General features: G+C 40.4%; 24 protein-coding genes and 1 tRNA gene. 11 read left to right on the plus strand and 14 right to left on the minus strand.

The features are described from left to right. Window positions 1-128: 128 nt before the first annotated feature. The 7 genes from FHG08_RS02940 to fabR all read right to left on the minus strand — a co-directional run bounded on the left by FHG08_RS02940 (window position 129) and on the right by fabR (window position 7,660). Window positions 129-743: a hypothetical protein gene (locus tag FHG08_RS02940; RefSeq protein ID WP_178956749.1), complete on the minus strand. Its 615-nt coding sequence runs from the start codon at window positions 741-743 to the stop codon at window positions 129-131. Window position 744: 1 nt separating this feature from the next. Further along, window positions 745-1,734 carry a hypothetical protein gene (locus tag FHG08_RS02945; protein WP_178956750.1) on the minus strand — a complete coding sequence of 330 codons (990 nt, stop codon included), beginning with the start codon at window positions 1,732-1,734 and terminating at the stop codon, window positions 745-747. A 228-nt stretch (window positions 1,735-1,962) separates the two neighbouring features. Then, a complete protein-coding gene (gene leuD, locus FHG08_RS02950) occupies window positions 1,963-2,562 on the minus strand; it encodes a 3-isopropylmalate dehydratase small subunit (RefSeq protein ID WP_178956751.1) in 600 nt (199 codons plus the stop codon). Then, window positions 2,562-3,962 (minus strand): 3-isopropylmalate dehydratase large subunit, encoded by a 1,401-nt coding sequence (gene leuC / locus FHG08_RS02955; protein ID WP_178956752.1) that lies wholly within the window; start codon window positions 3,960-3,962, stop codon window positions 2,562-2,564. Before leuC ends, leuD begins: the two co-directional genes overlap by 1 nt. Window positions 3,963-4,018: 56 nt before the next feature. Beyond that, the gene (leuB, locus tag FHG08_RS02960) at window positions 4,019-5,095 is read right to left on the minus strand and encodes a 3-isopropylmalate dehydrogenase (RefSeq protein WP_055012752.1); all 1,077 of its coding nucleotides are present in this window, start codon (window positions 5,093-5,095) and stop codon (window positions 4,019-4,021) included. Next, on the minus strand, window positions 5,092-6,645 hold the full coding sequence (gene leuA, locus FHG08_RS02965) for a 2-isopropylmalate synthase (RefSeq protein ID WP_010392352.1): 1,554 nt from the start codon (window positions 6,643-6,645) through the stop codon (window positions 5,092-5,094). Before leuA ends, leuB begins: the two co-directional genes overlap by 4 nt. 397 nt (window positions 6,646-7,042) lie before the next feature. Further along, the gene (fabR, locus tag FHG08_RS02970) at window positions 7,043-7,660 is read right to left on the minus strand and encodes an HTH-type transcriptional repressor FabR (protein WP_008114202.1); all 618 of its coding nucleotides are present in this window, start codon (window positions 7,658-7,660) and stop codon (window positions 7,043-7,045) included. Between the two features lie 130 nt (window positions 7,661-7,790). Here fabR and FHG08_RS02975 point away from each other — a divergent pair, with 130 nt between their 5' ends. Both FHG08_RS02975 and sthA read left to right on the plus strand, forming a co-directional pair. Beyond that, window positions 7,791-8,924 carry a fatty acid desaturase gene (locus FHG08_RS02975; protein WP_008114204.1) on the plus strand — a complete coding sequence of 378 codons (1,134 nt, stop codon included), beginning with the start codon at window positions 7,791-7,793 and terminating at the stop codon, window positions 8,922-8,924. A gap of 13 nt (window positions 8,925-8,937) precedes the next feature. Then, entirely contained in the window at window positions 8,938-10,368 is a 1,431-nt protein-coding gene (gene sthA / locus FHG08_RS02980) for a Si-specific NAD(P)(+) transhydrogenase (RefSeq protein ID WP_008114205.1), read from the plus strand. Between the two features lie 69 nt (window positions 10,369-10,437). Here sthA and hemE read toward each other — a convergent pair whose 3' ends face one another. Next, a complete protein-coding gene (gene hemE, locus FHG08_RS02985) occupies window positions 10,438-11,502 on the minus strand; it encodes a uroporphyrinogen decarboxylase (protein ID WP_008114207.1) in 1,065 nt (354 codons plus the stop codon). Between the two features lie 504 nt (window positions 11,503-12,006). On the opposite strand from hemE, the gene rsd reads away from it, so the two are divergent. Then, a complete protein-coding gene (rsd, locus tag FHG08_RS02990; protein ID WP_138608398.1) occupies window positions 12,007-12,477 on the plus strand; it encodes a sigma D regulator in 471 nt (156 codons plus the stop codon). Window positions 12,478-12,536: 59 nt separating this feature from the next. On the opposite strand, the gene fkpA is transcribed toward rsd, so the two are convergent. Then, window positions 12,537-13,289 (minus strand): FKBP-type peptidyl-prolyl cis-trans isomerase, encoded by a 753-nt coding sequence (fkpA, locus tag FHG08_RS02995; protein WP_138608400.1) that lies wholly within the window; start codon window positions 13,287-13,289, stop codon window positions 12,537-12,539. A gap of 195 nt (window positions 13,290-13,484) precedes the next feature. On the opposite strand from fkpA, the gene FHG08_RS03000 reads away from it, so the two are divergent. After that, the gene (locus tag FHG08_RS03000) at window positions 13,485-14,483 is read left to right on the plus strand and encodes a WD40 repeat domain-containing protein (RefSeq protein WP_178956753.1); all 999 of its coding nucleotides are present in this window, start codon (window positions 13,485-13,487) and stop codon (window positions 14,481-14,483) included. Beyond that, entirely contained in the window at window positions 14,470-14,685 is a 216-nt protein-coding gene (locus FHG08_RS03005; RefSeq protein WP_008465625.1) for a SlyX family protein, read from the plus strand. Before FHG08_RS03000 ends, FHG08_RS03005 begins: the two co-directional genes overlap by 14 nt. A gap of 17 nt (window positions 14,686-14,702) precedes the next feature. On the opposite strand, the gene FHG08_RS03010 is transcribed toward FHG08_RS03005, so the two are convergent. Next, window positions 14,703-14,906: a YheV family putative zinc ribbon protein gene (locus tag FHG08_RS03010; RefSeq protein WP_008114218.1), complete on the minus strand. Its 204-nt coding sequence runs from the start codon at window positions 14,904-14,906 to the stop codon at window positions 14,703-14,705. Between the two features lie 132 nt (window positions 14,907-15,038). Here FHG08_RS03010 and FHG08_RS03015 point away from each other — a divergent pair, with 132 nt between their 5' ends. Together FHG08_RS03015 and FHG08_RS03020 are read left to right on the plus strand one after the other, a co-directional pair. Further along, window positions 15,039-16,958, plus strand: coding sequence for an ATP-binding cassette domain-containing protein (locus tag FHG08_RS03015; RefSeq protein WP_178956754.1), 1,920 nt, complete (start codon window positions 15,039-15,041; stop codon window positions 16,956-16,958). Further along, on the plus strand, window positions 16,945-17,361 hold the full coding sequence (locus FHG08_RS03020) for a TIGR02444 family protein (RefSeq protein ID WP_010392333.1): 417 nt from the start codon (window positions 16,945-16,947) through the stop codon (window positions 17,359-17,361). The genes FHG08_RS03015 and FHG08_RS03020 overlap by 14 nt, the downstream gene beginning before the upstream one ends. A gap of 97 nt (window positions 17,362-17,458) precedes the next feature. Here FHG08_RS03020 and FHG08_RS03025 read toward each other — a convergent pair whose 3' ends face one another. Beyond that, window positions 17,459-17,680, minus strand: coding sequence for a helix-turn-helix transcriptional regulator (locus FHG08_RS03025; protein ID WP_010392331.1), 222 nt, complete (start codon window positions 17,678-17,680; stop codon window positions 17,459-17,461). Further along, window positions 17,673-18,173 (minus strand): hypothetical protein, encoded by a 501-nt coding sequence (locus FHG08_RS03030; RefSeq protein ID WP_010392329.1) that lies wholly within the window; start codon window positions 18,171-18,173, stop codon window positions 17,673-17,675. Before FHG08_RS03030 ends, FHG08_RS03025 begins: the two co-directional genes overlap by 8 nt. 588 nt (window positions 18,174-18,761) lie before the next feature. Here FHG08_RS03030 and FHG08_RS03035 point away from each other — a divergent pair. The 4 genes from FHG08_RS03035 (at window position 18,762) to FHG08_RS03050 (ending at window position 22,333) form a co-directional block, all read left to right on the plus strand. Further along, on the plus strand, window positions 18,762-19,748 hold the full coding sequence (locus FHG08_RS03035; protein ID WP_138608410.1) for a hydrolase: 987 nt from the start codon (window positions 18,762-18,764) through the stop codon (window positions 19,746-19,748). Window positions 19,749-19,750: 2 nt separating this feature from the next. After that, entirely contained in the window at window positions 19,751-19,996 is a 246-nt protein-coding gene (locus tag FHG08_RS03040) for a YheU family protein (protein ID WP_178956755.1), read from the plus strand. 60 nt (window positions 19,997-20,056) lie between these two features. Beyond that, on the plus strand, window positions 20,057-21,247 hold the full coding sequence (locus tag FHG08_RS03045; RefSeq protein ID WP_178956756.1) for a dipeptidase: 1,191 nt from the start codon (window positions 20,057-20,059) through the stop codon (window positions 21,245-21,247). Between the two features lie 174 nt (window positions 21,248-21,421). After that, window positions 21,422-22,333: a hypothetical protein gene (locus FHG08_RS03050; RefSeq protein WP_178956757.1), complete on the plus strand. Its 912-nt coding sequence runs from the start codon at window positions 21,422-21,424 to the stop codon at window positions 22,331-22,333. 266 nt (window positions 22,334-22,599) lie between these two features. On the opposite strand, the gene tuf is transcribed toward FHG08_RS03050, so the two are convergent. Both tuf and FHG08_RS03060 read right to left on the minus strand, forming a co-directional pair. Then, entirely contained in the window at window positions 22,600-23,784 is a 1,185-nt protein-coding gene (tuf, locus tag FHG08_RS03055; protein ID WP_004589660.1) for an elongation factor Tu, read from the minus strand. A gap of 135 nt (window positions 23,785-23,919) precedes the next feature. Next, window positions 23,920-23,995: transfer RNA gene (locus FHG08_RS03060), tRNA-Thr, on the minus strand. Window positions 23,996-24,004: the final 9 nt, after the last annotated feature.

A 24,004-nucleotide genomic window follows, 5' to 3' on the forward strand; every position in this document is an offset into this window, starting at 1 on the left:
TAAATAAAATTTTAGCTTAGGCTAATGGTTTAATGGACATAAAGAAAACAATTACGATAAGCTGCTATACGGCGAGTAAGAATAAATCTAACCATAATGATTAGTTTCGTTAAAGCTGCTCTAAATTGTTAAAACTCACTTTTATTCTTTGGTTCACCTTTTACGTCTCCAACTTCACTTGTAAATTCAGTCTTCTCTTCATGTATCTTTTCCGTTAGGTAATAAAGACCAAAAAAAGTTGTCAACATAATCAATGAAATAGAATATACATAAACAAATAAAAACAAATACTTAAGTGTATTTAAGTAGATAGAATTAAAAGAATTTAAAAGTAGTTCGATATTGCTTCCTGCACTAATAACTATTTTGCTAAAAAATACCAATAGGAAGCTAACAAATGATAGAAAACCAAACATGTATGATAAAAATTGTCTTCGACTTAACACTTTATCATCAAGTTTTAAAGGTATGCCATCAGTTGGTGAATCTATGTTGGGGTTTGGAAAAGTAGCTATTGCGCCGAGGGCTGCAATGTAAAAACCGGTCAACACTTGCAGAAAACCACTCACTGAGTGAATCATTCCTTTATCACCCAATACAGCAATCGGCCTTGGTAGGAAATAAAATATTAGACAGGTTAAAATTGCTATAATGATTGGAATCACAAAGTCAACTAACCTTTTCTGCCTATTACTAATCTTCAAATAGCGCATTGGGGCAAGTAACTTGCATATTATATCCATTTTATTTTATAGCCTTTTCAAGCATCTTCTTCATATTATTTGCGAGCTCTTTGTGTATATTATTTTCACATTGACCTATTTTATTATTTAATTCAATTAGTTCTGACTTAGTAAAAAGTAAGTTCGCAATGTCAGCTTCTTTGGAATTGAAAGGCATAGTTCGTTGTTTCTTTACTTGCCTAGTCTTTTTCTCACCTTTTTCATTCGTTGTTACCTCTTCGGATACGACCTCAGAATACTGCACCCTCACTTCGTCGTAATTTTTTTCCTTACCAAAACTTGTAGCTTTTTTTATCAACTCCAATGCTTTGCTTCCTGTTGGCTTCCCTGAAACTCTTAACTTGATAGCTTGTTCTGACATTCTCAGTTCTTTATTATCATCAATAAAATTGCCATCATTATTATTTAATAAAGTTATCCCTTGCAAAGAGCTATGTTTTAGAGAGTTCTGCAATGTAGAGCTAGCGTGGCCATTAAAAGAAGCCATAGGCCTACAGATATTCCCTTCCTTGCTTTTACTGCCTGGCTTTTTATAGGTTGACTTACAACTTATTTGAAAGAGGCGAGTTAAAAACTGTTCAATTGTAGACTTTGGTAAACCTGTAACTTCCTCAATTACAGAGAGGTGCCAACCTTTCTTCTCCTTTATACAATCAAGACTAAATAAAACATGACAGGCTGCGCCAATACCTTCAAACTTTTTCTTGACTTCAACTCTAACGGCACCAGTTTGAGTGTTCGAAAATGCTGGATCAGTAGCTTTGACATCAGATGCATGCAGTAAAAGCATCACAAATCCATCTATTCTTTTGAAATCTTTGACCCTTATAGTTATTTCATTTTTTCTATATTGATGTACAGCTTTTCCATTTTTCCAAATATGCTCAACTTTATCTAACACTTCATCAAAATCGAATTGAGGGGCATCATCAGGGTAAGACCTCAAATGAAAATCATAAAAATAAACCCAGCGTCGTTCAGTTGATTGCATATTTTACATCCTTTGTTATTGATAGAGTTAAGTATTAAAATTATCCTAAGAAAAGCAGTAATGAAGTGATAAATTGCTAGAGGCTTTCCCTTTACTTAATGAAAAGAGTACACCTTAATATGTTTAACGTAAACTGATTAGAAATATAGTTTCAACTGAAAATTTTAGGTTTTCATACAAGTAAAAACACGGCTTTCGCCGCGTTTAGGTTCACATGGAAAAATCAGGTTATTGCCAAGGACGCTCAGCGGCAAGTTTTGCTTCAAACGCATCAATTTGCGGATTTAGGGTCTCGGTTACACCAATAAAGTCTAAGCCACTTAATAAACGCTCTTTCACATCATTGCGAATATCAAAGCTGATTGGCGCAAATTTATTGCTGCATAATTGCTGGTTTTCAAGATCCACATCAATGTAAATATCGTCATGCTGCTCACTTAACACAAATAAGTCTTCTAAGATTTGCGCTGGCAGTGCAATGGCAAGCATTTGGTTATTGCCACAGTTATTAAAGAAAATATCAGCAAAACTTTCAGCCAAAATCACTTCAAAACCGTATTGTTTAAGCGCCCATGGGGCGTGTTCACGTGATGAACCACAGCCAAAGTTGTCACGGGTTAGTAGTATTTGCGCGCCTTGATAGCAGGGTCGGTTCAAAATAAAATCAGGGTTTGGCTCGCCATTATCTAAATAACGCCAATCGTAAAATAGCGCAGCATCAAAACCATCACGGCTGGTTGAAGTTAAAAACTGCTTAGGAATAATTTGGTCGGTATCGACGTTGTTTTTATCAAGTGGGGCCATTAAGCCACTAAAATAGATGCTCATTAGGCTTCTCCTCTAATATCAACAAAGTGGCCATGTATTGCTGCCGCTGCCGCCATTGCTGGGCTCACTAAGTGTGTACGCCCGCCTCGCCCTTGGCGTCCTTCAAAATTACGGTTAGATGTAGATGCACAGCGTTTACCTGCGCCTAAACGGTCGTCATTCATTGCTAAACACATAGAACAACCTGGCTCACGCCATTCAAATCCTGCAGCTTTAAATATGTCGGCAAGGCCTTCATCTTCTGCTTGTTGTTTAACCAAGCCTGAGCCTGGAACAATTAATGCTTCAATGCCAGCAACCACTTGCTTGCCTTCAACTATTTTTGCTGCGGCGCGTAAATCTTCAATGCGGCTGTTGGTGCATGAGCCAATAAATACTGTGTCTACTTTGGCAGTTGATAACTTATCGCCCGCTTTTAAACCCATGTATTTAAGTGCACTACGAATGGCATCAGCTTTAATTAAATCGGTTTCTTTGTCTGGATCTGGAATACATTCGTCAACGCCAATCACTTGCTCTGGGTTAGTCCCCCAGGTGATCTGTGGTTGAATATTAACGGCATCTAACTCTACCTCTAAGTCAAAGGTTGCGCCATCATCAGTTTTTAAAGTTTCCCAGTAGGCAACAGCGGCGTCAAAATCAGCGCCTTTTGGTGCAAATGGGCGCCCTTTTAAGTAGTCATACGTTACCTTGTCTGGGGCAATTAAACCGGCCTTGGCACCCATTTCAATACTCATATTACACAACGTCATGCGCGCTTCCATTGATAGCGCTTCAATGCCTTCACCACAAAATTCAGCCACATAACCCGTACCACCAGCAGTGCCTAGTTTACCTATAACCGCCATAATTAAATCTTTAGCAGTTACTGTTGGGCGTAACACACCGTTAATTTGAATTTTTAACGACTTAGCCTTTTTTTGCTGTAGCGTTTGCGTAGCTAATACGTGCTCAACTTCTGAGGTTCCAATACCATGGGCAAGCGCTCCAAACGCGCCGTGGGTTGAGGTATGACTATCGCCGCATACTATGATGGTGCCTGGCAAAGTGATCCCTTGCTCTGGGCCAATCACATGTACTATACCTTGATTTACTGAATCTAGGTCGTACAGCAAAATACCAAATTCTTTACAGTTTGCATCCAGTGCCATTAGTTGATTTTTAGAGACTTCGCTGGCTGCATCTAATGAACGGCTTTTAGTTGAAACATTATGATCCATGGTCGCAATGGTTTTTTCTGGACAGCGCACTTTACGATTTTTTTCACGTAAACCTGCAAATGCTTGTGGCGACGTCACTTCGTGTACTAAATGACGGTCAATATAAAGTAAATCGGTTTGCTCGTTGATGCTGGCAACCGTATGTGCTTGCCAAATTTTATTGTATAAAGTTTGAGCCACTTGCTAACTCCCTGATCTGATTGAGCCACAGCCTAACGGTGCTGTGGCTTTAATAGTTAAATGCGTGAAACAATAGCCGCTGCAACATCGGTGGTGGTATAGCCGCCCTGCGGATAAATATCAGGTGTCCCCACACCCGCTTCAACCGCCTCTGCAACTGCTTTTTCAATGGTGCGAGCCGCTTCATCTTGTCCTAACGAATAACGTAACATTAATGCGGCACTTAAAATTTGTGCAATAGGGTTAGCAACCCCTTTTCCGGCGATATCGGGCGCTGAGCCACCCGCGGGTTCATACAAGCCAAAGCCTGATTGATTTAAGCTAGCCGAAGGTAATAGCCCCATTGAGCCGGTGATCATCGCGCATTCGTCAGATAAAATGTCGCCAAATAAGTTATCGCACAGTAATACATCAAACTGGCTAGGCTGTTTAACTAGCTGCATCGCTGCATTATCTACATAAATATAATCTAAGCTCACCTCAGGAAACTCTTTACTCACTTCGGTGACTACTTCACGCCACAGTACACTTGATGCCAGTACATTGGCTTTATCAACCGAGGTTACATGATTGCTGCGCAATTTAGCGGCCTCAAAAGCAAAACGTGCAATACGCTCAATTTCTTTACGCGAGTATGTTTGGGTGTCAAATGCCGCTTCTTCAGCACCTTCGCCACTGCGACCTTTTTCACCAAAATAAATACCGCCGGTTAGCTCACGCACACACAAAATATCAAAGCCTTTTTCGCTAATATCAGCACGAAGTGGTGATGCAGCGCTCAATGCGGGTAACAATTGAGCAGGGCGTAAGTTACAAAACAAACCAAAATGTTTGCGTAGTGGTAACAATGACGCGCGCTCTGGCTGCTCATTCGGTGGCAAGTTTTCCCACTTAGGACCGCCCACTGAACCAAATAAAATAGCATCGGCGTTTTCACAGGCTTTTAAAGTTGTATCAGGAAGTGCTTTGCCAAATTCATCAATGGCTGCGCCGCCAATCGCGTGATGCTCACGGTTCAAAGTAAAACCAAATTTATCACTGACTGCGTCAAGTACTTGCTCTGCAGCTGCCATAACTTCTGGGCCAATACCGTCGCCTGCTAATACGGCAACGCTGTAATGTGTTTTACTCATCCTGCTTTCCTTTGTTGTTTTAAATCAGACACTTTTTGTGCTCGATAAATTAAGTTATAAACCCGAACCATAGCTCGAACAGAGGCTTCGACCACATCGGCCGCAATACCAGCACCGTGATAGGGACGACCATCATATTTAGCAATAATATTCACTTGCCCTAATGAGCTGGCGCCTTGGCCAGTTGCCTCTAAATTGTATTCAATCATTTCAACACTCATACCTGTTAAGCGCTCAATAGCAGCAAACGAAGCTTCAACAGGGCCATTACCTGTGGCCGCTTCTTGTTTTGCTTCGCCATCAATCAGCAAGCCTATGGTTGAGCTGGCCACAGATTGTGAATTAGACGCAGAGTTAACAAACTCTAACTGATACTTTTCGTCTTTATCGTTAATTTGATTAAAGTAAATCATTGCCTCTAGGTCATAGTCGTATACTGTGCCTTTTTGGTCAGCCAGCGCAACGAAACTTTGGTATAAGCTATCCATGTCGTAATCTGATTTTTGATAGCCTAATTCTTCTAAGCGGTGTTCTATAACATGGCGGCCTGAGCGTGAGGTCATGTTTAACTGATTACTTGGTACGCCAACACTTTCTGGTGACATAATTTCATAAGTGTTTTGCGCTTTTAATACACCGTCTTGATGAATACCTGAGCTGTGAGCAAACGCATTTTCGCCAACAATCGCTTTATTTGGCTGTACCGGCATATTACAAATTTTGGCTACCTGGCGAGAAGCGCGATAAATTTCTTCGCTTTTTATGTCGGTATATACGTTTAAGTGGTCTTTGCGCATTTTCATAATCATTGCCACTTCTTCAAGTGAACAGTTCCCCGCACGCTCACCTATACCATTAATGGTGCATTCAATTTGGCGTGCACCGGCTTGCACTGCGGCCACGGAGTTGGCAACGGCTAAACCTAAATCGTTGTGGCAATGCACACTTAAACGCGCTTTATCTATATTTGGCACGTTATTCATTAAATGACGGATCATTGCTGCGTATTCATCTGGAGTTACAAAACCGACTGTATCTGGCAAATTAATTGTTGATGCACCGGCGTTAATTGCTTGTTCAACAATTTTGCATAAATCCCAATGCGGTGTACGCCCAGCATCTTCACAGGAAAACTCAACATCATCGGTATAGTTACGCGCTAATTTAATAGATTTAACAGCCATTGCAGTTGCATCATCAAGGCTCATACGCAACTTGTGTTCAAGATGAAGCGGGCTGGTGGCAATAAAAGTATGAATACGACTTTGCTGTGCAGCGCGCAGCGCATCGCCACAGGCCTCGATATCTTTGGCAACCGAGCGAGCTAAGCCACAAATAATAGGGCCTTTCACCTCGGTGGCAATACGTTGCACTGAGCGAAAGTCAGCTGGGCTCGACACCGGAAACCCCACTTCCATTACATCCACATTTAAGCGGCTAATGGTATGCGCCAGTTGAACTTTATCGTCTTCTGTTAGGCTTGCTTTTAGTGCCTGCTCACCATCACGTAAGGTGGTATCAAAAATCCATACTTTATCTTGCTGTTGCATAGCTGCCCCTCAATTGCTGTGTTACCCAAATTTCGATTTATCCCTACAGCGAGATAAAAAAAACCCCGCGGTTGCGGGGTTTTTAATGTTTAACTCAATGCAAACACACTAATCCCCGCTCACTTGCCACAGCAGTAAGAGGTTTAGGTTTAGTGTAATTAAGCGAATAGTTTGCATCTGTTTTCTTGTGTGTGTGTCCAATGAGGCTTATTTTTATCATTGCAACGCAGTTGGCGCAAGCATAAAAATACCAAACAAATAATTAAAGGGGACTTTCTGGGGATTTAAAATTCAAATAAAACTTGTAAACAGAATAAAACATCCAATTTAAACCTGGAGCAGGCTTAAATTAATAAGCGCTGTAAAATACAGCGCTTATTTTAACTTTTTTTAATATCTATTCTTTATTTTCAGCACGTACGTAATTTGACGCGCCGCGCGTAATATAACGTAACTGCCATATAACTCGCTCTATCAGTTCATCGCGTTGCTGACCTTCAATATCAAGCGCTTCAGCGCCTGCATTAAATACCAAAGTAACCATGGCTTCTGCCTGAATATACGCATGAATAGCATCGCAGGGGGTTTCACTTTCTAAATAATGTGCGAGCTCTAAAATAAAGTGTTTCACTTCACGCGCCACTGCTGCTCTAAATGCTTTTGAGGTACCTGAACGTTCACGCAACAAAAGTCTAAACTGATTGCTTGAGTTATCAATAAACTCCATAAAAGTAACCACAGAGGTGTTGATTACACTGCCACCACTGGCTATTCGTCTGCGTGCTTGGCGCATCAGCTGGCGTAGGGTTAAACCCGCTTCATCAACCATGGTTAAGCCCAACTCGTTCATATCTTTAAAGTGACGATAAAAAGAGGTAGGCGCAATACCTGCTTCGCGTGCAACCTCACGCAAGCTTAAATTAGAAAAGCTATGATCAGCACTAAGCTGATTAAATGCAGCTTCAATTAATGCTTGTCGTGTTTTTTGTTTCTGTTGTGCTCTAACACCCGACATCAACAGCTCCCTGAGTGAGTTTGTAATAAATTTTTAATTAAAAAAATAGCTAATAGTACAGTCTAATACTTGACGGCAGCAGATTGAAATATTATTTTAGCTTACAGTTGTACGCTGAGAAATGATAAACATGAAAAAACCACCAATTATATGGACCAACGTCCTTTTCTTTAGCCTGACGTTTTTGGCTGCTATTACACTTGTACCTTGGTATGGGTTTAACTATGGCTTTACAGGCACGCAGTGGGTTGCTTTTGTAGCTTGCATGTTTTTTGCGGGATTATCGATCACCGCGGGCTACCACCGTTTATGGGCACATAAAACCTATAACGCACACCCTGCGGTTGAATTTATTTTTGCCCTTGGTGGTGCTTTTGCGCTACAAAATAGTGCGCTGCATTGGAGCAGCGATCATCGAATTCACCATGGTCAAGTTGATGACCCAGTTAAAGACCCTTATGCCGCCACTAATGGCTTTTGGTACAGTCACATTGGCTGGATGCTTCGCGACTACCAAGGCGACAGCTACGATGATTACAGCAACTGTCGTGATTTACAGCGAAATAAAATTGTTATGTGGCAGCACAAGCATTACTTAAAATTGGTAATTGCCATGAATGTTGGTTTACCGCTAGTACTCGGCTTAATGCTTGGTGATGTATGGGGCATGTTACTGTTAGCAGGCTTATTGCGTTTAGTGCTGAGTCAGCACTTTACCTTTTTTATTAACTCAGTAGCACATATTTGGGGTTCACGTCCTTACACTGAAAAAAATACCGCGAGAGACAATGGCTTTTTAGCACTGTTTACCTACGGTGAGGGTTATCATAACTTCCATCATATTTTTGCCAGCGATTACCGCAATGGCATTAAATGGTTTCATTACGACCCAACAAAATGGATGATCCGCTCACTCGCAGCCATTGGTTTAGCGAGTAAATTAAAGCGCACACCGGTTGAGCGCATTGAAAAAGCTAAAGCAGAAACCTTAATGAGTAAAACACAAGGTCGTCTTGCAAAATTGCCTTTAGCGCAAGATAAGCTTACATTATTACAACAAGAGTACGATTTGCTGCTTAAAAAGCTGCAAAATTATTGCTCATTACAAAAACAAGTGTTGGAAGCTAAAAAAAATAATATGGCAAAGCAGTGTGAAAAGTCGGCATTAATGGCACAATATCACGAGCTTGAAGCCGCCTGGGAAACACAAAAGCAGGCATGGCTAGCACTTAATGCGAGGTTATTAAAAGCCTCTTTTAGTTAAAATAGGAGTGGCTGTGGCCAAACAACCAGAAAAGAAAAAAGTACCCGTGAGCTACCAATATGATGCAATCATTATTGGCACGGGTCCTGGCGGTGAAGGGACCGCTATGAACCTCTCTAAAAGCAACAAAAAAGTAGCGGTTATTGAACGTCAAACTGCTGTTGGTGGTGGTTGTGTTCACTGGGGAACCATTCCTTCAAAGGCACTTCGTCATTCGGTTAGTCGCTACATTGAATACAAAGCAAACCCTTTGTTTAACGTAGGCGAGCGCCCAGTAAGACTTACTTTTCCTGATATTTTGCGCCATGCCAGTTCGGTAATTTCAAAGCAATCAAACTTACGCAGCAGCTTTTACGATCGTAATCGCATTCATATGTTTCAAGGCGATGCTAGCTTTGTTGATAAGCACACTATTGAAATTAGACGTAATGACGGTTCAACTGAACGCCTAACTGCACAAACTATTGTTATTGCTACCGGCTCACGACCTTATCGCCCACCAGGTGTTGATTTCACCCATTCGCGTATTTATGAAAGTGACACAATTTTAGGCCTTGAACACGACCCGCATCGCGTACTTATATACGGCGCGGGTGTAATTGGTTGTGAATACGCATCTATCTTCAAAGGGCTAGGTGCAAAGGTTGATTTAGTAAATACTCGCGATCGCCTACTTGCGTTTATGGATGCTGAAATATCTGATGCGCTTAGCTATCACTTTTGGAATAGTGGCATTGTTATTCGTCATAACGAAGAATTTGATCGCATTGAAACCCGCGATGACTGTGTTGTTATGCATTTAAAATCGGGTAAACGTGTAAAGGCTGACTGTATTTTATTTGCCAATGGCCGTACTGGTAATACTGATACATTGAATTTAGAAGCAATTGGCTTAAAAGCAGATAGCCGCGGACAAGTAAAAGTAAACGAAACCTACCAAACAGAAATAGACAACGTATATGCGGTAGGCGATGTTATTGGCTACCCAAGCCTTGCTAGTGCTGCCTTTGACCAAGGTCGAATTGCAGCAGATGCCATCGCTTGTGGTAACTGCGATGAAAAGCTGATTATTGATATCCCAGCCGGTATTTATACTATTCCTGAAATGAGTTCAGTAGGTAAAACAGAGCAGCAATTAACTGCCGCAAAAGTACCGTACGAAGTGGGACGTGCGCAATTTAAACACTTAGCACGTGCACAAATTGCAGGTACCGATGTGGGTAGTTTAAAAATATTGTTCCATACAGAAACCAAGGAAGTACTTGGGGTGCATTGCTTTGGTGAGCGTGCCTCTGAGATTGTTCACATTGGCCAAGCTATAATGGAACAAAAAAATGGTGGCAATACCATCGACTACTTTGTAAATACTACGTTTAACTACCCAACAATGGCAGAAGCTTATCGAGTTGCGGCATTAAATGGCTTAAACCGCTTGTTTAAATAAGTGCTTAAGTAAAATAGTTTGCACAAAAAAGCCCGCTAATTAGCGGGCTTTTTATTGTTAGTTCATAACTTACTTATGATATTGCGCACTTAGCTCATGCACAGCGTTAATAAATACACCCGCATTTTCTGGGTCAACATCTGGTGTAATACCATGCCCTAAGTTAAATACATGACCATTGCCAGTGCCAAAGTCTTCTAAAATCGTACCCACTTCTTGGCGAATACGATCTGGCGTGCCGTGTAGCATTGAAGGGTCCATATTGCCTTGTAGCGCCACTTTATCGCCAACACGACGTTTTGCATCACCAATATTAATAGTCCAATCTAGGCCTACTGCATCACAACCTGTTGCTGCAATTGCCTCAATCCATTGGCCACCATTTTTAGTGAACAAGGTAACCGGTACTTTACGGCCATCATTTTCGCGAATTAAACCATCAACGATTTTATGCATATACTGTAGTGAAAACTCATTGTAGTCACGCGGGCTCAATACACCGCCCCACGAGTCAAATATCATCAGTGATTGTGCACCCGCTTTAACTTGCGCGTTTAAGTAATCAATCACTGAATCAGCTAGCTTATCAAGTAGTAAATGCAGTGTTTGTGGCTCAGCAAATGCCATTTTTTTGATTTTACCAAAAACCTTACTACTTCCGCCTTCAACCATATAAGTTGCAAGTGTCCAAGGTGAACCCGAGAAACCAATTAATGGCACTTCACCTTTAAGCTCACGACGAATAGTGCTTACAGCATTCATTACATAGCCAAGCTCATCGGTAGGATCAAGTTTAGGAATTTTTTTAACATCGGCTAATGATGAAATTGGGCGTTCAAACTTAGGGCCTTCACCCGTTTCAAAGTACAAGCCTAATCCCATTGCATCTGGAATAGTTAAAATATCACTAAATAAAATAGCGGCATCTAATGGGTAACGACGCAGAGGCTGTAATGTTACTTCACAGGCTAACTCAGCATTTCTACACAGGCTCATAAAATCGCCCGCTTGTGCACGTGTAGCACGGTATTCAGGTAAATAACGTCCAGCTTGACGCATCATCCATACTGGCGTGACATCAACAGGTTGCTTGGCAAGGGCACGTAAATAACGGTCGTTTTTTAATTCGCTCATAGCGTATAGAGTCCTAGGGCTTTTAGAAATTGTGCAAGATTGTACCACCATATTTGCCCCCCCTCTATCGCTAAGCGATTAAATCGCCACAGAGTAGCACCAGATCAAGTGATTTTTTGTTTTCATTTCGTTTTGTACACAAAACAATCAAGTAAACGTTAATAATAAAAACTTTTCATTAAACTATTTGCAACATTTATAAAAGCTTGATATTGTTACTCCCGCGTTAACATAACAATAACAATAATCGTTAATATAAAAATAATAAAAATCTCTAATAAAAATAAGAATGCTTGTTTAAACAAGTCCAATAAAGAAATTAAACCACCGTAATTGGTGGTTTTTTCTTTCCTGCAATAAATACTTACAACTTATACCCGTAAACAAAACCCTCTGTGGTACTACATCTATTTTACTTGTTGATATACACGCCAATTAAATATATCTTGGATGATAGAAACTTTATTACCAATTTAAAATCCAACCCAGCTTAGGAGAAGAATTATGCTGAAGCGTGTAGAAAAAGCTCAACAAAAGTGGGGGGGTAGCCATACGGTCATCGACAATTGGTTAAACGAACGCCAAGAGCTGATTGTACTTTACTGTAAAATTGCAGGCTTTTCACCTTACGAGAAAAAAGATCAGTCTTTGCCTGAACCGTCTCAAATTCAAGCTTTTTGCCAAATATTGATGGATTATCTATCGGCTGGGCACTTTGAAGTGTACGACGATATTGCTAAAGCTTGCGAAAAGAAAGGCCTAGAAAGCCAACAACTGGCAAATACTATATACCCACGTATTTCAGATACCACAGACATTGCTCTGGATTTTAACGATAAATACGCTGAAGTAGACGCTGAAGATTTATTAGTAGGATTTGATAATGACCTATCGGTAATGGGTGAAGCACTGGAAGCGCGCTTTGCACTTGAAGATGAGTTAATTGATAACTTATATTCTAATCACGCAGATTAATCAGTTATTCAGTGCAATAAAAAAGGGACCTAGGTCCCTTTTTTGTTTTATATAAATACTTATTCTGCAGCGGCAGCTTCTGCATCATTTTGAATTTCTAATAACTCAACTTCAAAAATAAGTGTTGAATTAGCAGGAATTTTACCTAAATCACGGTCACCGTAAGCAAGGTCTGAAGGAATGGTAAATTTGTACTTAGAACCTACAGGCATAAGCTGTAAGCCTTCAGTCCAACCAGGAATAACACGGTTTAGTGGGAAAGTTGTTGGCTCGTTACGTGAATAAGAGCTATCAAATTCAGTACCGTCTAAAAGAGTACCTTTATAATGTACTTTAACCACGTCAGTCGCTACTGGCTTAGCGCCTTCGCCTTGGCTCAATACTTCGTACTGTAAACCAGACTCAGTAACCATTACGCCTTCTTTGTTAGCATTCTCAGCTAGGTATTTTTCACCCTCAACTTTGCTTTTTTCAGACTCAACCTTTGCTTTTTCTTCTTGTTTAGTGCGCACTGACTCATCTAATGCTGTTAATACTTCACGAATTTTTTCTTCGTCAATTTTAGCATTACCGGCAAGTGCATCTTCAAAACCACGCATTAATAATGCTTGATCTAATTCGATACCAATTTCTTTTTTATCCGCTAGGTCTTTATTTAAAAAGTTACCTACAGATGCCCCAATACCGTAAGCTTGTTGTTGCGCTACAGTATCTAGTTTAACGTCTGCTTGCTCTTTTTTTGCTTCTTGATTACAAGCTGTAAGCGCTAAAACTGACGCTGCAATCAATGACAATTTAATCGTCTTTCTCATTTTAAATCTCCGACACACTTTGCAGTTGTCATTTATTGTAATATTACTAGTTAAAGATTAACGGCCTACATGGTAGGCTGCTTGTTTAATAGCTAAACTAAAAACATATCCAGTGATTAGACAAACAACCTAGGCGTTTTTCGCAACCTAGTCTAACCTCTCAGTCACGAAGAGTTAAGAGGAAATACCTGTAATATGTCGTTATTTCGTACTTTTTTAGTTGCTACCTGCTGTTTATTAACAATTGCATGTAGTGATGAAAAACAACAAGCAGTGGCTAGTTTTGAGCACACGGCACAAGGTGCTTTCTCATCCGCACTCTCGCATGATGGTCAATACAGCTTAGTGTCTTCTATCAATCATGGGGTCGCACTTTGGGATAATCAACAGCAAGCCCTTAAATACCAATGGTTTCAACAACAAGCGCAAGACAGCCTTGTTTACGCTGTAGCCATTGCTTTTGATAATAGCGTGGCTGTTACCGCCGAAAAAACCACCTTCGCCGTTTGGGATATTGCCACAGGCAAAAATAAAGGCTTTTATAAAATACAAAAAGCCAGCATCCGCGATATTGCCATTAGTAACCAAGGCAACAGTGTTGTGTACGGGCGCAGCGATGGCGTTGTAGTATTTATAAACCTTAACACAGGCAGACGCATTGAATTTTTAGGCCATCAAGATAAAGTAAACACCGTAGACCTATCACCTAATGGGCGCTATGCATTGAGCGGCTCAAACGATTATGTGGCCTACTTATGGGATACCCAAAGTGGACAAGTTATTCATCGCTTTAATCACCCAACCCGAGTAACCCGAGTCGCTTTAGATCCTCAAGGACGTTATGCTTTTACCGCCGACAGTATGGCACAAGCAAATGTATGGAAGCTGACTACAGGTGACCTTGTTAGTAAACTAAAGTATATTGCGCGTCAGAAAATTTTTACTGCGGTGCGCTTTAACGACCAAGGCACTTTATTAGCAACCGGTTCACCGAACAAACAGGTGGATTTATGGCAGCTAAACAGTGGTGAAAAAATTCAAACATGGCAAGTGACCCCAAGAGAAGGCAGTAGGCCAAAATCGGCAGTGGTACTTGATGTGACATTTACAGATAACGGTAAATCATTGTTAACTGAAAGCTCAAGCGGAATCGCTGAGCGCTTTATTATACGAGAACCAAATGAACACAATTGAACATCGGTTAATGGAACTTGAGGCTAAAGTGGCTTTTCAAGACGAAACGATTGAAATTTTAAATGATGAAATAAAAGTTCACCAGCAACAGTTGGCAAAAATAAAGCGCCAAACCGAGTTGCTGGCTGAAAAACTTAAAGAGTCGCAGTCATCACAGCCTATGATGTCGAATATGCCAGAGCCACCGCCGCCGCATTATTAAGCAGCACTAACAAGGCACTAATCGCCTGGATTAAACACGCCAATGATCTGTTCAAATTGGCGTGTTGATGCCTGCACAGCCTGCTCTGGTTGAGCCATTTTATGGCCACACTGCATACATTCAACTTTTTCTACGTCGTGCTCTTTGTAAAGCATTAACATATCCATGGTTTTACACTCAGGACACGTTGCTCCAGCAATAAATCGTTTTTTATGTTTCACTTCGCTTTTCCTACCATTTTGACTGACGTTATTTTATCGCAATATTTGCCTACTTGATACGATTGATATGGCTAATAAGATCCGTGTTATAATGGCGGCAATTCAATCAAGGCACAGTAAAGTAACGTATTTATGATCCAAATCTCAGAAATAGAACTGCTTCGCGGTGGCAAAGCTTTATTAAAAAATGCATCGGCTACATTATTTCCAGAGCACAAAGTAGGCCTTGTTGGTGCCAATGGCTGTGGTAAGTCAACGCTATTTAGTTTATTAAAGTCTGAGCTTTCGTTAGATGGCGGTAATTACAGTATTCCTAAAGATTGGTCACTGGCCTCGGTAAAGCAAGAAACCCCCGCCCTTGAAATAAGCGCCATAGATTACGTACTGCAAGGCCACCCTGAATATTATGCGCTACGAATTGCGCTGCGTGAAGCCGAGCAAAATAACGATGGCGACACTCAAGCTAAAGTGCATATTCAGCTTGAAAACATTAAAGGCTATAGCATAGAAGCCAAGGCAGGTGAGCTTTTACATGGTTTAGGCTTTGCTAATAATCAAATAGAAAACCCGGTTAGTGCATTTTCGGGTGGTTGGCGCATGCGCTTAAACTTAGCCCAAGCGCTTATTCGCGATGCCGACTTACTATTACTGGATGAGCCAACAAACCACCTAGATTTAGATGCCGTGTATTGGCTCGAGCGTTTTTTACGTGCCTACACCGGCACGCTAGTACTTATTTCTCATGATCGTGAGTTTTTAGATGCTGTGGTTGATCAAATTTGGCATATAGATAAACAACTTATTAATGTGTACAAAGGTAACTACTCGCAGTTTGAACGCCAAAAAGCTGAGCGCCTATTGCAGCAGCAAGCCATGTTTGAAAAACAACAAGAACAAATAGCGCATCTTGAGCAGTTCATTACCCGCTTTAAAGCCAAAGCTAGCAAAGCCAAACAGGCACAAAGCCGTGTTAAAGCGCTAGAGCGAATGGAAAAACTTGCCCCAGCACACGTTGACTCGCCATTTGATTTTGAATTTGCCGAGCCAACCGCTCTGCCCAATCCGCTATTGACACTCGACAAAGCCAAAGCCGGTTATGGCGATGTCACCATTTTAAACAGTATTAAGCTGAACTTAGTACCAGGCAGCCGTATTGCACTACTTGGCAGAAATGGCGCAGGTAAATCAACACTGATTAAATTACTATCAGGTGACTTACAACCTCAAGCAGGTGAAGTGTTTCAGCATCAAGGCTTAAACATTGGCTACTTTGCGCAGCATCAACTGGAGTCTCTAGATTTAAAAGCCAGTGCCGTCACCCACCTGCAACGCTTAAACCCAAAAGCCAGCGAACAATCATTGCGTGACTTTTTAGGCGGTTTTGCCTTTGTAGGCGATAAAGCACTCGACCCTGTAGCACCGTTTTCAGGCGGTGAAAAAGCCCGTTTAGTACTGGCTATGTTGGTTTATCAAAAACCAAATTTACTACTACTCGATGAGCCAACCAACCACCTTGATTTAGAAATGCGCCACGCTTTAGTTATGGCATTACAAGGCTTTGAAGGCGCTATGGTCACGGTATCGCATGACCGTCATATGCTTAAAAATACCGCCGATGAATTTTATTTAGTTGATAATGGCGAGGTCACCCAATTTGGCTACGACCTAGATGCATATTATCAGTGGCTGCTTAATGCTAATAAAGAAGCCGCTAAAAACGACACCTACGAAGAGCCAAAAGCCCATTCACAAGTTAACCGTAAAGAGCAAAAGCGCTTAGAAGCCGAGTTTAGAAAAGCGATTCAGCCGCTGAAAAAGCAAATTGAAAAACTTGAAAAGCAATTAGATAAATTTGCTGCAGAACTAGCTGACGTTGAAGAGGCGCTAGGCGATAACACTCTCTATAACGACGAAAATAAAGGCAAGCTTAAAGAGTTAATTACTAAACAAGCCACACTCACGCCTAAGCTTAACGATGTTGAAGAAGAGCTACTTATGGCCCTTGAAGAAATGGAACAAAAAGAGCAGGCATTCGCCGATGAACTTGCTTAAAAGCAACGATTTTTGGCAGTTTGCATGTAACCTTTATAGCAAAGGTGACATGCAAACGCGCCTGTTGGATTATCAAAACCAGCTAGGTAAAAACGTCAACCTATGCTTGTTGCTGTATTACTTAGATTCTCTCAATCTAGCTATTAACCAAACACAGCTAAACAAGCTTGAACAATCAATTAGTGAGTTTGATAAGCTGGCATTGAAGCCTCTACGAGCCACACGTGCCTACTTAAAAGCCAATCAAGCCGAGATTACAGATTACGCCGCAATTCGAAAAGCACTTCTCGGTGCCGAGCTAAAATTAGAAAAGCAGCAACAAATAATATTGATTGATGAAGTTAATAGTATGAATTTAACACCTTGTGCAACGCCCAATAACAGCGATAAATATTTGTCATAATTTTTCACTATTAATTTCATCAGATCATAACGCCATTTATATTATGAATTTTAGCTTTTATATACATGGTTACTTTGGTTTACTTTTATACACCAAGCTATATATCTTTAGTTTTGTATTGAAATACCTCTTCTAAAGGTAAGTTAAAAACTAAAGAAATTTTAAAAGCCACCTCTAAAGTGGGTGAATATTTATTTGCCTCAATTGCCATTACCGTTTGCCGCGTTACGCCAATAGCATCTGCTAACTGCTTTTGCGTCATTTCATCGCGTAAAAAGCGTAATGTTCGAATAGAGTTAGTTATTGCATACTCACTCATAGATATCACCCGTTCTGCCTTTATAAAGCTGCGCTATGTAATTGACTATTTCGGCAATCAAAAAAGCGCCTACCATGATATGCATTGGTAAATATGGAATATTATATTCGATAGCTGGGCCCCAGTTATTAGCTTCAATTTGATATTGAAAAATAGCAACACAAATTCCCGCCTGTAAGATTATGGCCTTATATTTATAACCCACTAAATTTATTTGCTTTTCTCTCACATCAGGTGGCTGATTTAATTCATTATCACTGATAAATGTAAGTAATAAATAGCTCAATACTATAAGTATCACAGAATAAATTAGCACCTGTAGCAATAAGCCAGATAACCAAGAAACAGAACTAAGCTGCTGCGTACTCGCATTCATTAGGCTGTTTACATAAAAGTAAGATATGTACACGCTTACCAGTAAATCGATACTCAGCGTCAGTTCTCTAAAACTTATGCTTTGTAAAAGTTCTTTAAAGTGCTCTGAACGAGTCATATAAAGCTAACTCCAAGTAAAATATTTTTGACTTTTAAACTATAAGTTCACTTTTTAGCCATGTCAAATATATTTAACACCAGGTTTATTTTATTTAACCTAAAACAAAGCAACGGTTATTCAAAGCTGAACTTTGCTGACCATCTTTATTATAAAAGTGATTAAAAAATCGCAGATAATTTACTAAAAAGTGCAAAATCGACTTAACTTTATTGATCAAAATCAACATCTGCATTGCCCATTTTATAATCTGTAAAATAGCTTGATCTGGATCATATCAAGTACCACTGAGCCAGCCTATGATTACCTCATAGACATCAGGAGGCAATTATGGACGTATTCTTTAGAGATTTTTTTAGCGACCCAGTACTATTTTTATCATTTGGATTTTTAGGCGTCGTTATTAGTTTATGCCTCTTCTTTGTGTATTTTTTCATGAAAAAAGTACACGATGCAGACATTAAAGAACAGCATTAAGCACGACGCACAAAGCGCCTTATTAGTTTACTGATTAGGCGCTTTTTATTTTTAAATATAAAAAATTTGCTACACTAGCGCTTCGTTAATTGCAAAGTGCGTAGTACAGACATGATCCCTAAGTTCAAACCCGCATGGTGGATGACCAACCGACACGTTCAAACCATAATACCGCGTTTTTTCCGCCCTTTTCATCATACTCGCTACGAACTTGCGCAACTTGATACGCCCGACGGAGACTTTATTGAGCTTGCTTGGTCACTTCCGCATAACGAAAAAGCACCACTCGCAGTGGTACTTCATGGGCTTGAAGGCAACATAAACAGTTTTTATGCCAAAGGCATGATGAAGGCATTAAAAAAGCAAGGCTTTGCTGTCGCATTGATGCACTTTAGAAACTGCTCAACCGAAGTAAACCGCTTACCCAGAGCCTACCATAGTGGCGACACCGCCGATTTAGCTTTTTTTATAAATCATTTAAAACAACAATTTCCAAATCGCCCTATTGTAGCGGTGGGTTTTTCATTGGGTGGTAATGTACTCGCTAAGTATTTAGGCGAAGAAAACATTCACTGCCCGCTTAACGCAGCTGCCGTGATATCTGCGCCCTATGATTTATCATCATCTAGTGATGTTATTCGTAAAAGCTTAGGTAAAATTTATCAAAAATATTTGCTCGATCGAATGAAAAAGTCGATGCAACGTAAATTACCGCAAATTAAACAACAGATACCGATCACCACTGATCAATTAATGGAAATTGACGATTTATTAGAGTTCGATAACCAGCTTACAGCACCGTTGCATGGCTTTGAGAATGCACACGATTACTACAAAAAAGCCAGTGCGATGCCGTACTTAAAAGATATTGCGACACCTACACTAATTATCCATGCCAAAGACGACCCTATGCTGTCGATTAAAGCGGTTCCAAGTAGTCAGGATGTAAGTGAGCATGTTACGCTGCGTATCTCTGAAAAAGGCGGCCACGTTGGTTTTATTAGCGGTAACAACCCGTTTAAACCGGTGTATTGGTTAGAGCAAGTGGTGCCTGATTATTTTAAGCAATGTGTATTTAATAACACCGATAAAGAGTGACTATGATTATTCCTTTTGAACAACTTGATAAAGACACACTGTACAACCTAATTGAAAGCTATGTACTGCGTGAAGGCACAGATTATGGCGAACAAGAATTCAGTATTGAAAGTAAAGTGGCGCAAGTAAATCAGCAATTAAAAAGCGGCGAAGCTATGGTGTTTTTCTCTGAACTGCACGAATCGGTCACCATAATCTCTAAAAGTGAATTCAAAGCACTGCAAAGTGAAGCGCAACTCGACGAGTAAACTTGTCAGACACGACGTAAAAATAGACAATGGTTTTTTTAACTCAAAGAGCCATTATAAATGATAAAACTAAGCTCACTAGTTGCTGCAATGTCGATTGCATTAACCGGCGCAGTCAGCGCTGAAATAACCCCTTCAGATAAAGCAATTAAGCTTGCTCACGATACCATTTTAATCGACACTCACATTGATGTACCTTACCGCATTCATGATAAATGGGCGGATGTAACTAAAGCCACTGAGGGCGGTGATTTTGATTACCCTCGTGCAGTAAAAGGCGGTTTAAACGCGCCATTTATGTCGATTTATATTCCTGCTCATTTAGAGTTTGAAGGCAAAGGAAAAAGCTTCCAATTAGCGAATCAATTAATTGATGGTATGGAAGCGATTGCGTTTCGTGCTCCAGATAAGTTTGCCATTGCTGACTCAACACAAGACATTGAGCAACAGTTCAAGGACAATAAAATATCAATCGCCATGGGCATGGAAAACGGGTCGCCTATCGAGGGCGAAATGAAAAACCTACAACACTTTTTTGATCGTGGCGTACGTTACATCACCCTAGCTCACTCGCAAAGCAATCATATTTCTGACTCATCATACGATATTCGTCGCAAGTGGAAAGGCTTAAGTCCATTCGGTAAAGAGCTAGTAAAAGAGATGAATAACATCGGCATGCTGATTGATGTATCGCATATTTCGGACGATGCATTTTATCAAGTAATGGAATTGTCTAACACACCCGTTATTGCATCACACTCTTCACTACGTAAATATACGCCTGGTTTTGAGCGTAATATGAATGACGACATGCTGTTAGCCCTTAAAAAGAACGGTGGTGTGATTCAAATTAACTTTGGCTCAAGTTTTGTTACTTCAAAAGCCGGAAGTTGGTACGATCAATTCAAAAGTAAAAAGCAAACAATTACTGAAGAAGGCAAAAAAGTAGCTAAAGATTTTGATGCTATGTACCGCGCTAAAAATCCATTCCCATTTGCTAGCCTTGAGCAAGTGCTTGATCATATTGATCACGTTGTGAAGCTAATTGGTATCGATCATGTTGGTATTGGCTCTGATTACGACGGTGTAGGTGACTCACTGCCTATCGGCTTAAAAGATGTATCTAGCTACCCTAACCTAGTTCAAGGTTTGATGGACAGAGGTTACAGCGATACCGATATTAAAAAGATTTTAAGCGGCAATACACTAAGAGTATGGAAGCAAGCTGAGCAATACGCAAAATCGCATTAAGCTTTATGCGCTAGGCTTAGGTCTAGCGCTTTTAGCCACTTAAAACACCGTATTTCGCCACTCACGCCCCGCCTTCTTAATTAATCCGTATATTTCATCTTCATTTAACACACTTTTTAACAGACTTATATTTCGAAAACAGATAAATTACCCATTTTAGAGGCAGATTATTTTATGACTATAAACAAAGGAACTATTGCGATTACTATAGCAACACTTGCCTTGGTAATTTCATGCTACGGAACATTTTTTAAAAATCAGCCAAGTTCGCTTAATAAACCCAAGCAGCAACAGCTAAGCCCCACAGTTTCTATTAGTACTCCTACAGAATACCAGCAATCAAATGAAGCCTTAATTGACGAACTAAGCAAGAAAGTAAGTTCGCTACAACGCCAATTAGCTAACTTAAAACTACACGCTAATGGCTCTTATCAAGAACAAGATACCGACGAATTTAAGGAACTTGTTCTTAACGTACTTGAGGAAAAGCAGCAGCAAGAAGCTGAGGAACTGCGCGAGCAAAATCCTCTTTATGGTTTTTATGCAGATTTACCAGAAGACTATGATTTAAGGATCAAATCAGAACCAGATTATGCTAAACAAATAAACTCTCAATTAAGAGAGCAAACTTTAGATCCAAGCATGGCAGATTTAGATAGATTATCTGCACTTAGCCAACTGCAAATGAATATGTATATTCTAAATAAATCTACTATGCCTGAGTATGACTATGAAGTAGTAGGTAACATTTTAAATTTAGCGAACAACAGTAGTGACGAAAAATTTAAAATTCAAGCTGTTGAGTTAACAACTCAAACACCGGTACTTGATTACCGCCTTGCAGAACAATTTACAAACTTGTTAGAGCGAGACACGAATGATTATATCCGTCGCTTAGCTGCACAAGGGTTAATGGCGCAATACTACCAAGCTCAAAATAAGCAAGATGGCTATACGAAGCAAATGGCGCAGCATCTACTTTCAGTTTATGACAATAGCTCTGGCAATGCAGTCAGGGCAACGCTTGACGAAATGATGGGTAACCAAGATATGCTTGATGAGTTACGTAAGAATGCTGGTTACTAACTGATTAAGTTCATTTTCCTGCTCTGTTACAGTAATAAAATTAATACTTACACTTTACCACAGACATTAAAAAAACCGAGACTTAGCTCGAGTTTTACTAATGCTTAATACATTACAACTGATGATTACTCTACGATCATTGCTACAAAGCACCTACGCCTAAGGTAAGAGAGCCACCTTTATGCTTTATTCTCTAAATTGAAGGCATTAAAAAACCCGAGACTAAGCTCGGGTTTTTTTAATGCTTAATGCATTACAGCTGTTGATTACTCAACGATAGTTGCAACAACACCAGCACCAACAGTACGGCCACCTTCACGGATAGCGAAGCGAAGACCTTCGTCCATCGCGATTGGCGCGATTAGAGTTACTGTCATCTTAACGTTATCACCAGGCATTACCATTTCTACGCCTTCTGGTAACTGTACGTCACCTGTTACGTCAGTTGTACGGAAGTAGAACTGTGGACGGTAACCTTTGAAGAATGGAGTATGACGACCACCTTCATCTTTAGAAAGTACGTATACTTCTGAAGTGAATGTTGTGTGTGGGTTGATTGAACCAGGCTTAGCTAGTACTTGACCACGTTCAACGTCTTCACGCTTAGTACCACGTAGAAGTGCACCAATGTTCTCACCAGCACGACCTTCGTCAAGAAGCTTACGGAACATCTCAACACCAGTACAAGTAGACTTAGTAGTCTCTTTGATACCAACGATTTCAACTTCGTCATTCACGTTGATGATACCAGCTTCAACACGACCAGTTACAACAGTACCACGGCCTTGGATTGAGAAAACGTCTTCGATAGGCATGATGAATGGCTTATCGATGTCACGCTCTGGCTCTGGAATGTAAGAATCTAGTGCTTCTGCAAGCTCAACGATCTTGTCTTCCCACTGCTTTTCGCCTTCAAGTGCTTTAAGTGCAGAACCTTGAATTAGTGGTAAGTCATCACCTGGGAAGTCGTATTCAGAAAGAAGTTCACGAACTTCCATTTCTACTAGCTCAAGTAGCTCTTCATCATCAACCATGTCACATTTGTTCATGAATACAACGATGTAAGGAACGCCAACTTGGCGAGAAAGTAGGATGTGCTCACGAGTTTGTGGCATAGGACCGTCAGTCGCAGCAACTACTAAGATAGCGCCGTCCATTTGAGCAGCACCAGTGATCATGTTTTTAACATAATCGGCGTGACCAGGACAATCTACGTGTGCGTAGTGACGAGTAGGTGTATCGTACTCAACGTGAGAAGTTGAGATTGTGATACCACGCTCGCGCTCTTCTGGAGCGTTATCGATTGATGCGAAATCTTTAGCAACACCGCCGTATACTTTTGCAAGTACGTTAGTGATTGCTGCAGTTAGTGTAGTTTTACCGTGGTCAACGTGGCCGATTGTACCAACGTTTACGTGCGGTTTTACGCGTTCAAACTTTTCTTTTGCCATGACGGAACCTATCAGTTTTGTGTATCTAGATTACATATGAAAATAATCCACCATAGGTAGATTAAGTTAATTTTTTCAAATTTCAAATAGTTTTTTCTGACAGATAAAGGAAGTGTTTAAGGAGATTCAATTGACTGGTGCTGATAGGCAGATTTGAACTGCCGACCTCACCCTTACCAAGGGTGCGCTCTACCAACTGAGCTATATCAGCATCATCAAA

Source organism: Pseudoalteromonas sp. Scap03 (assembly GCF_013393115.1).
Lineage (GTDB): Bacteria > Pseudomonadota > Gammaproteobacteria > Enterobacterales > Alteromonadaceae > Pseudoalteromonas.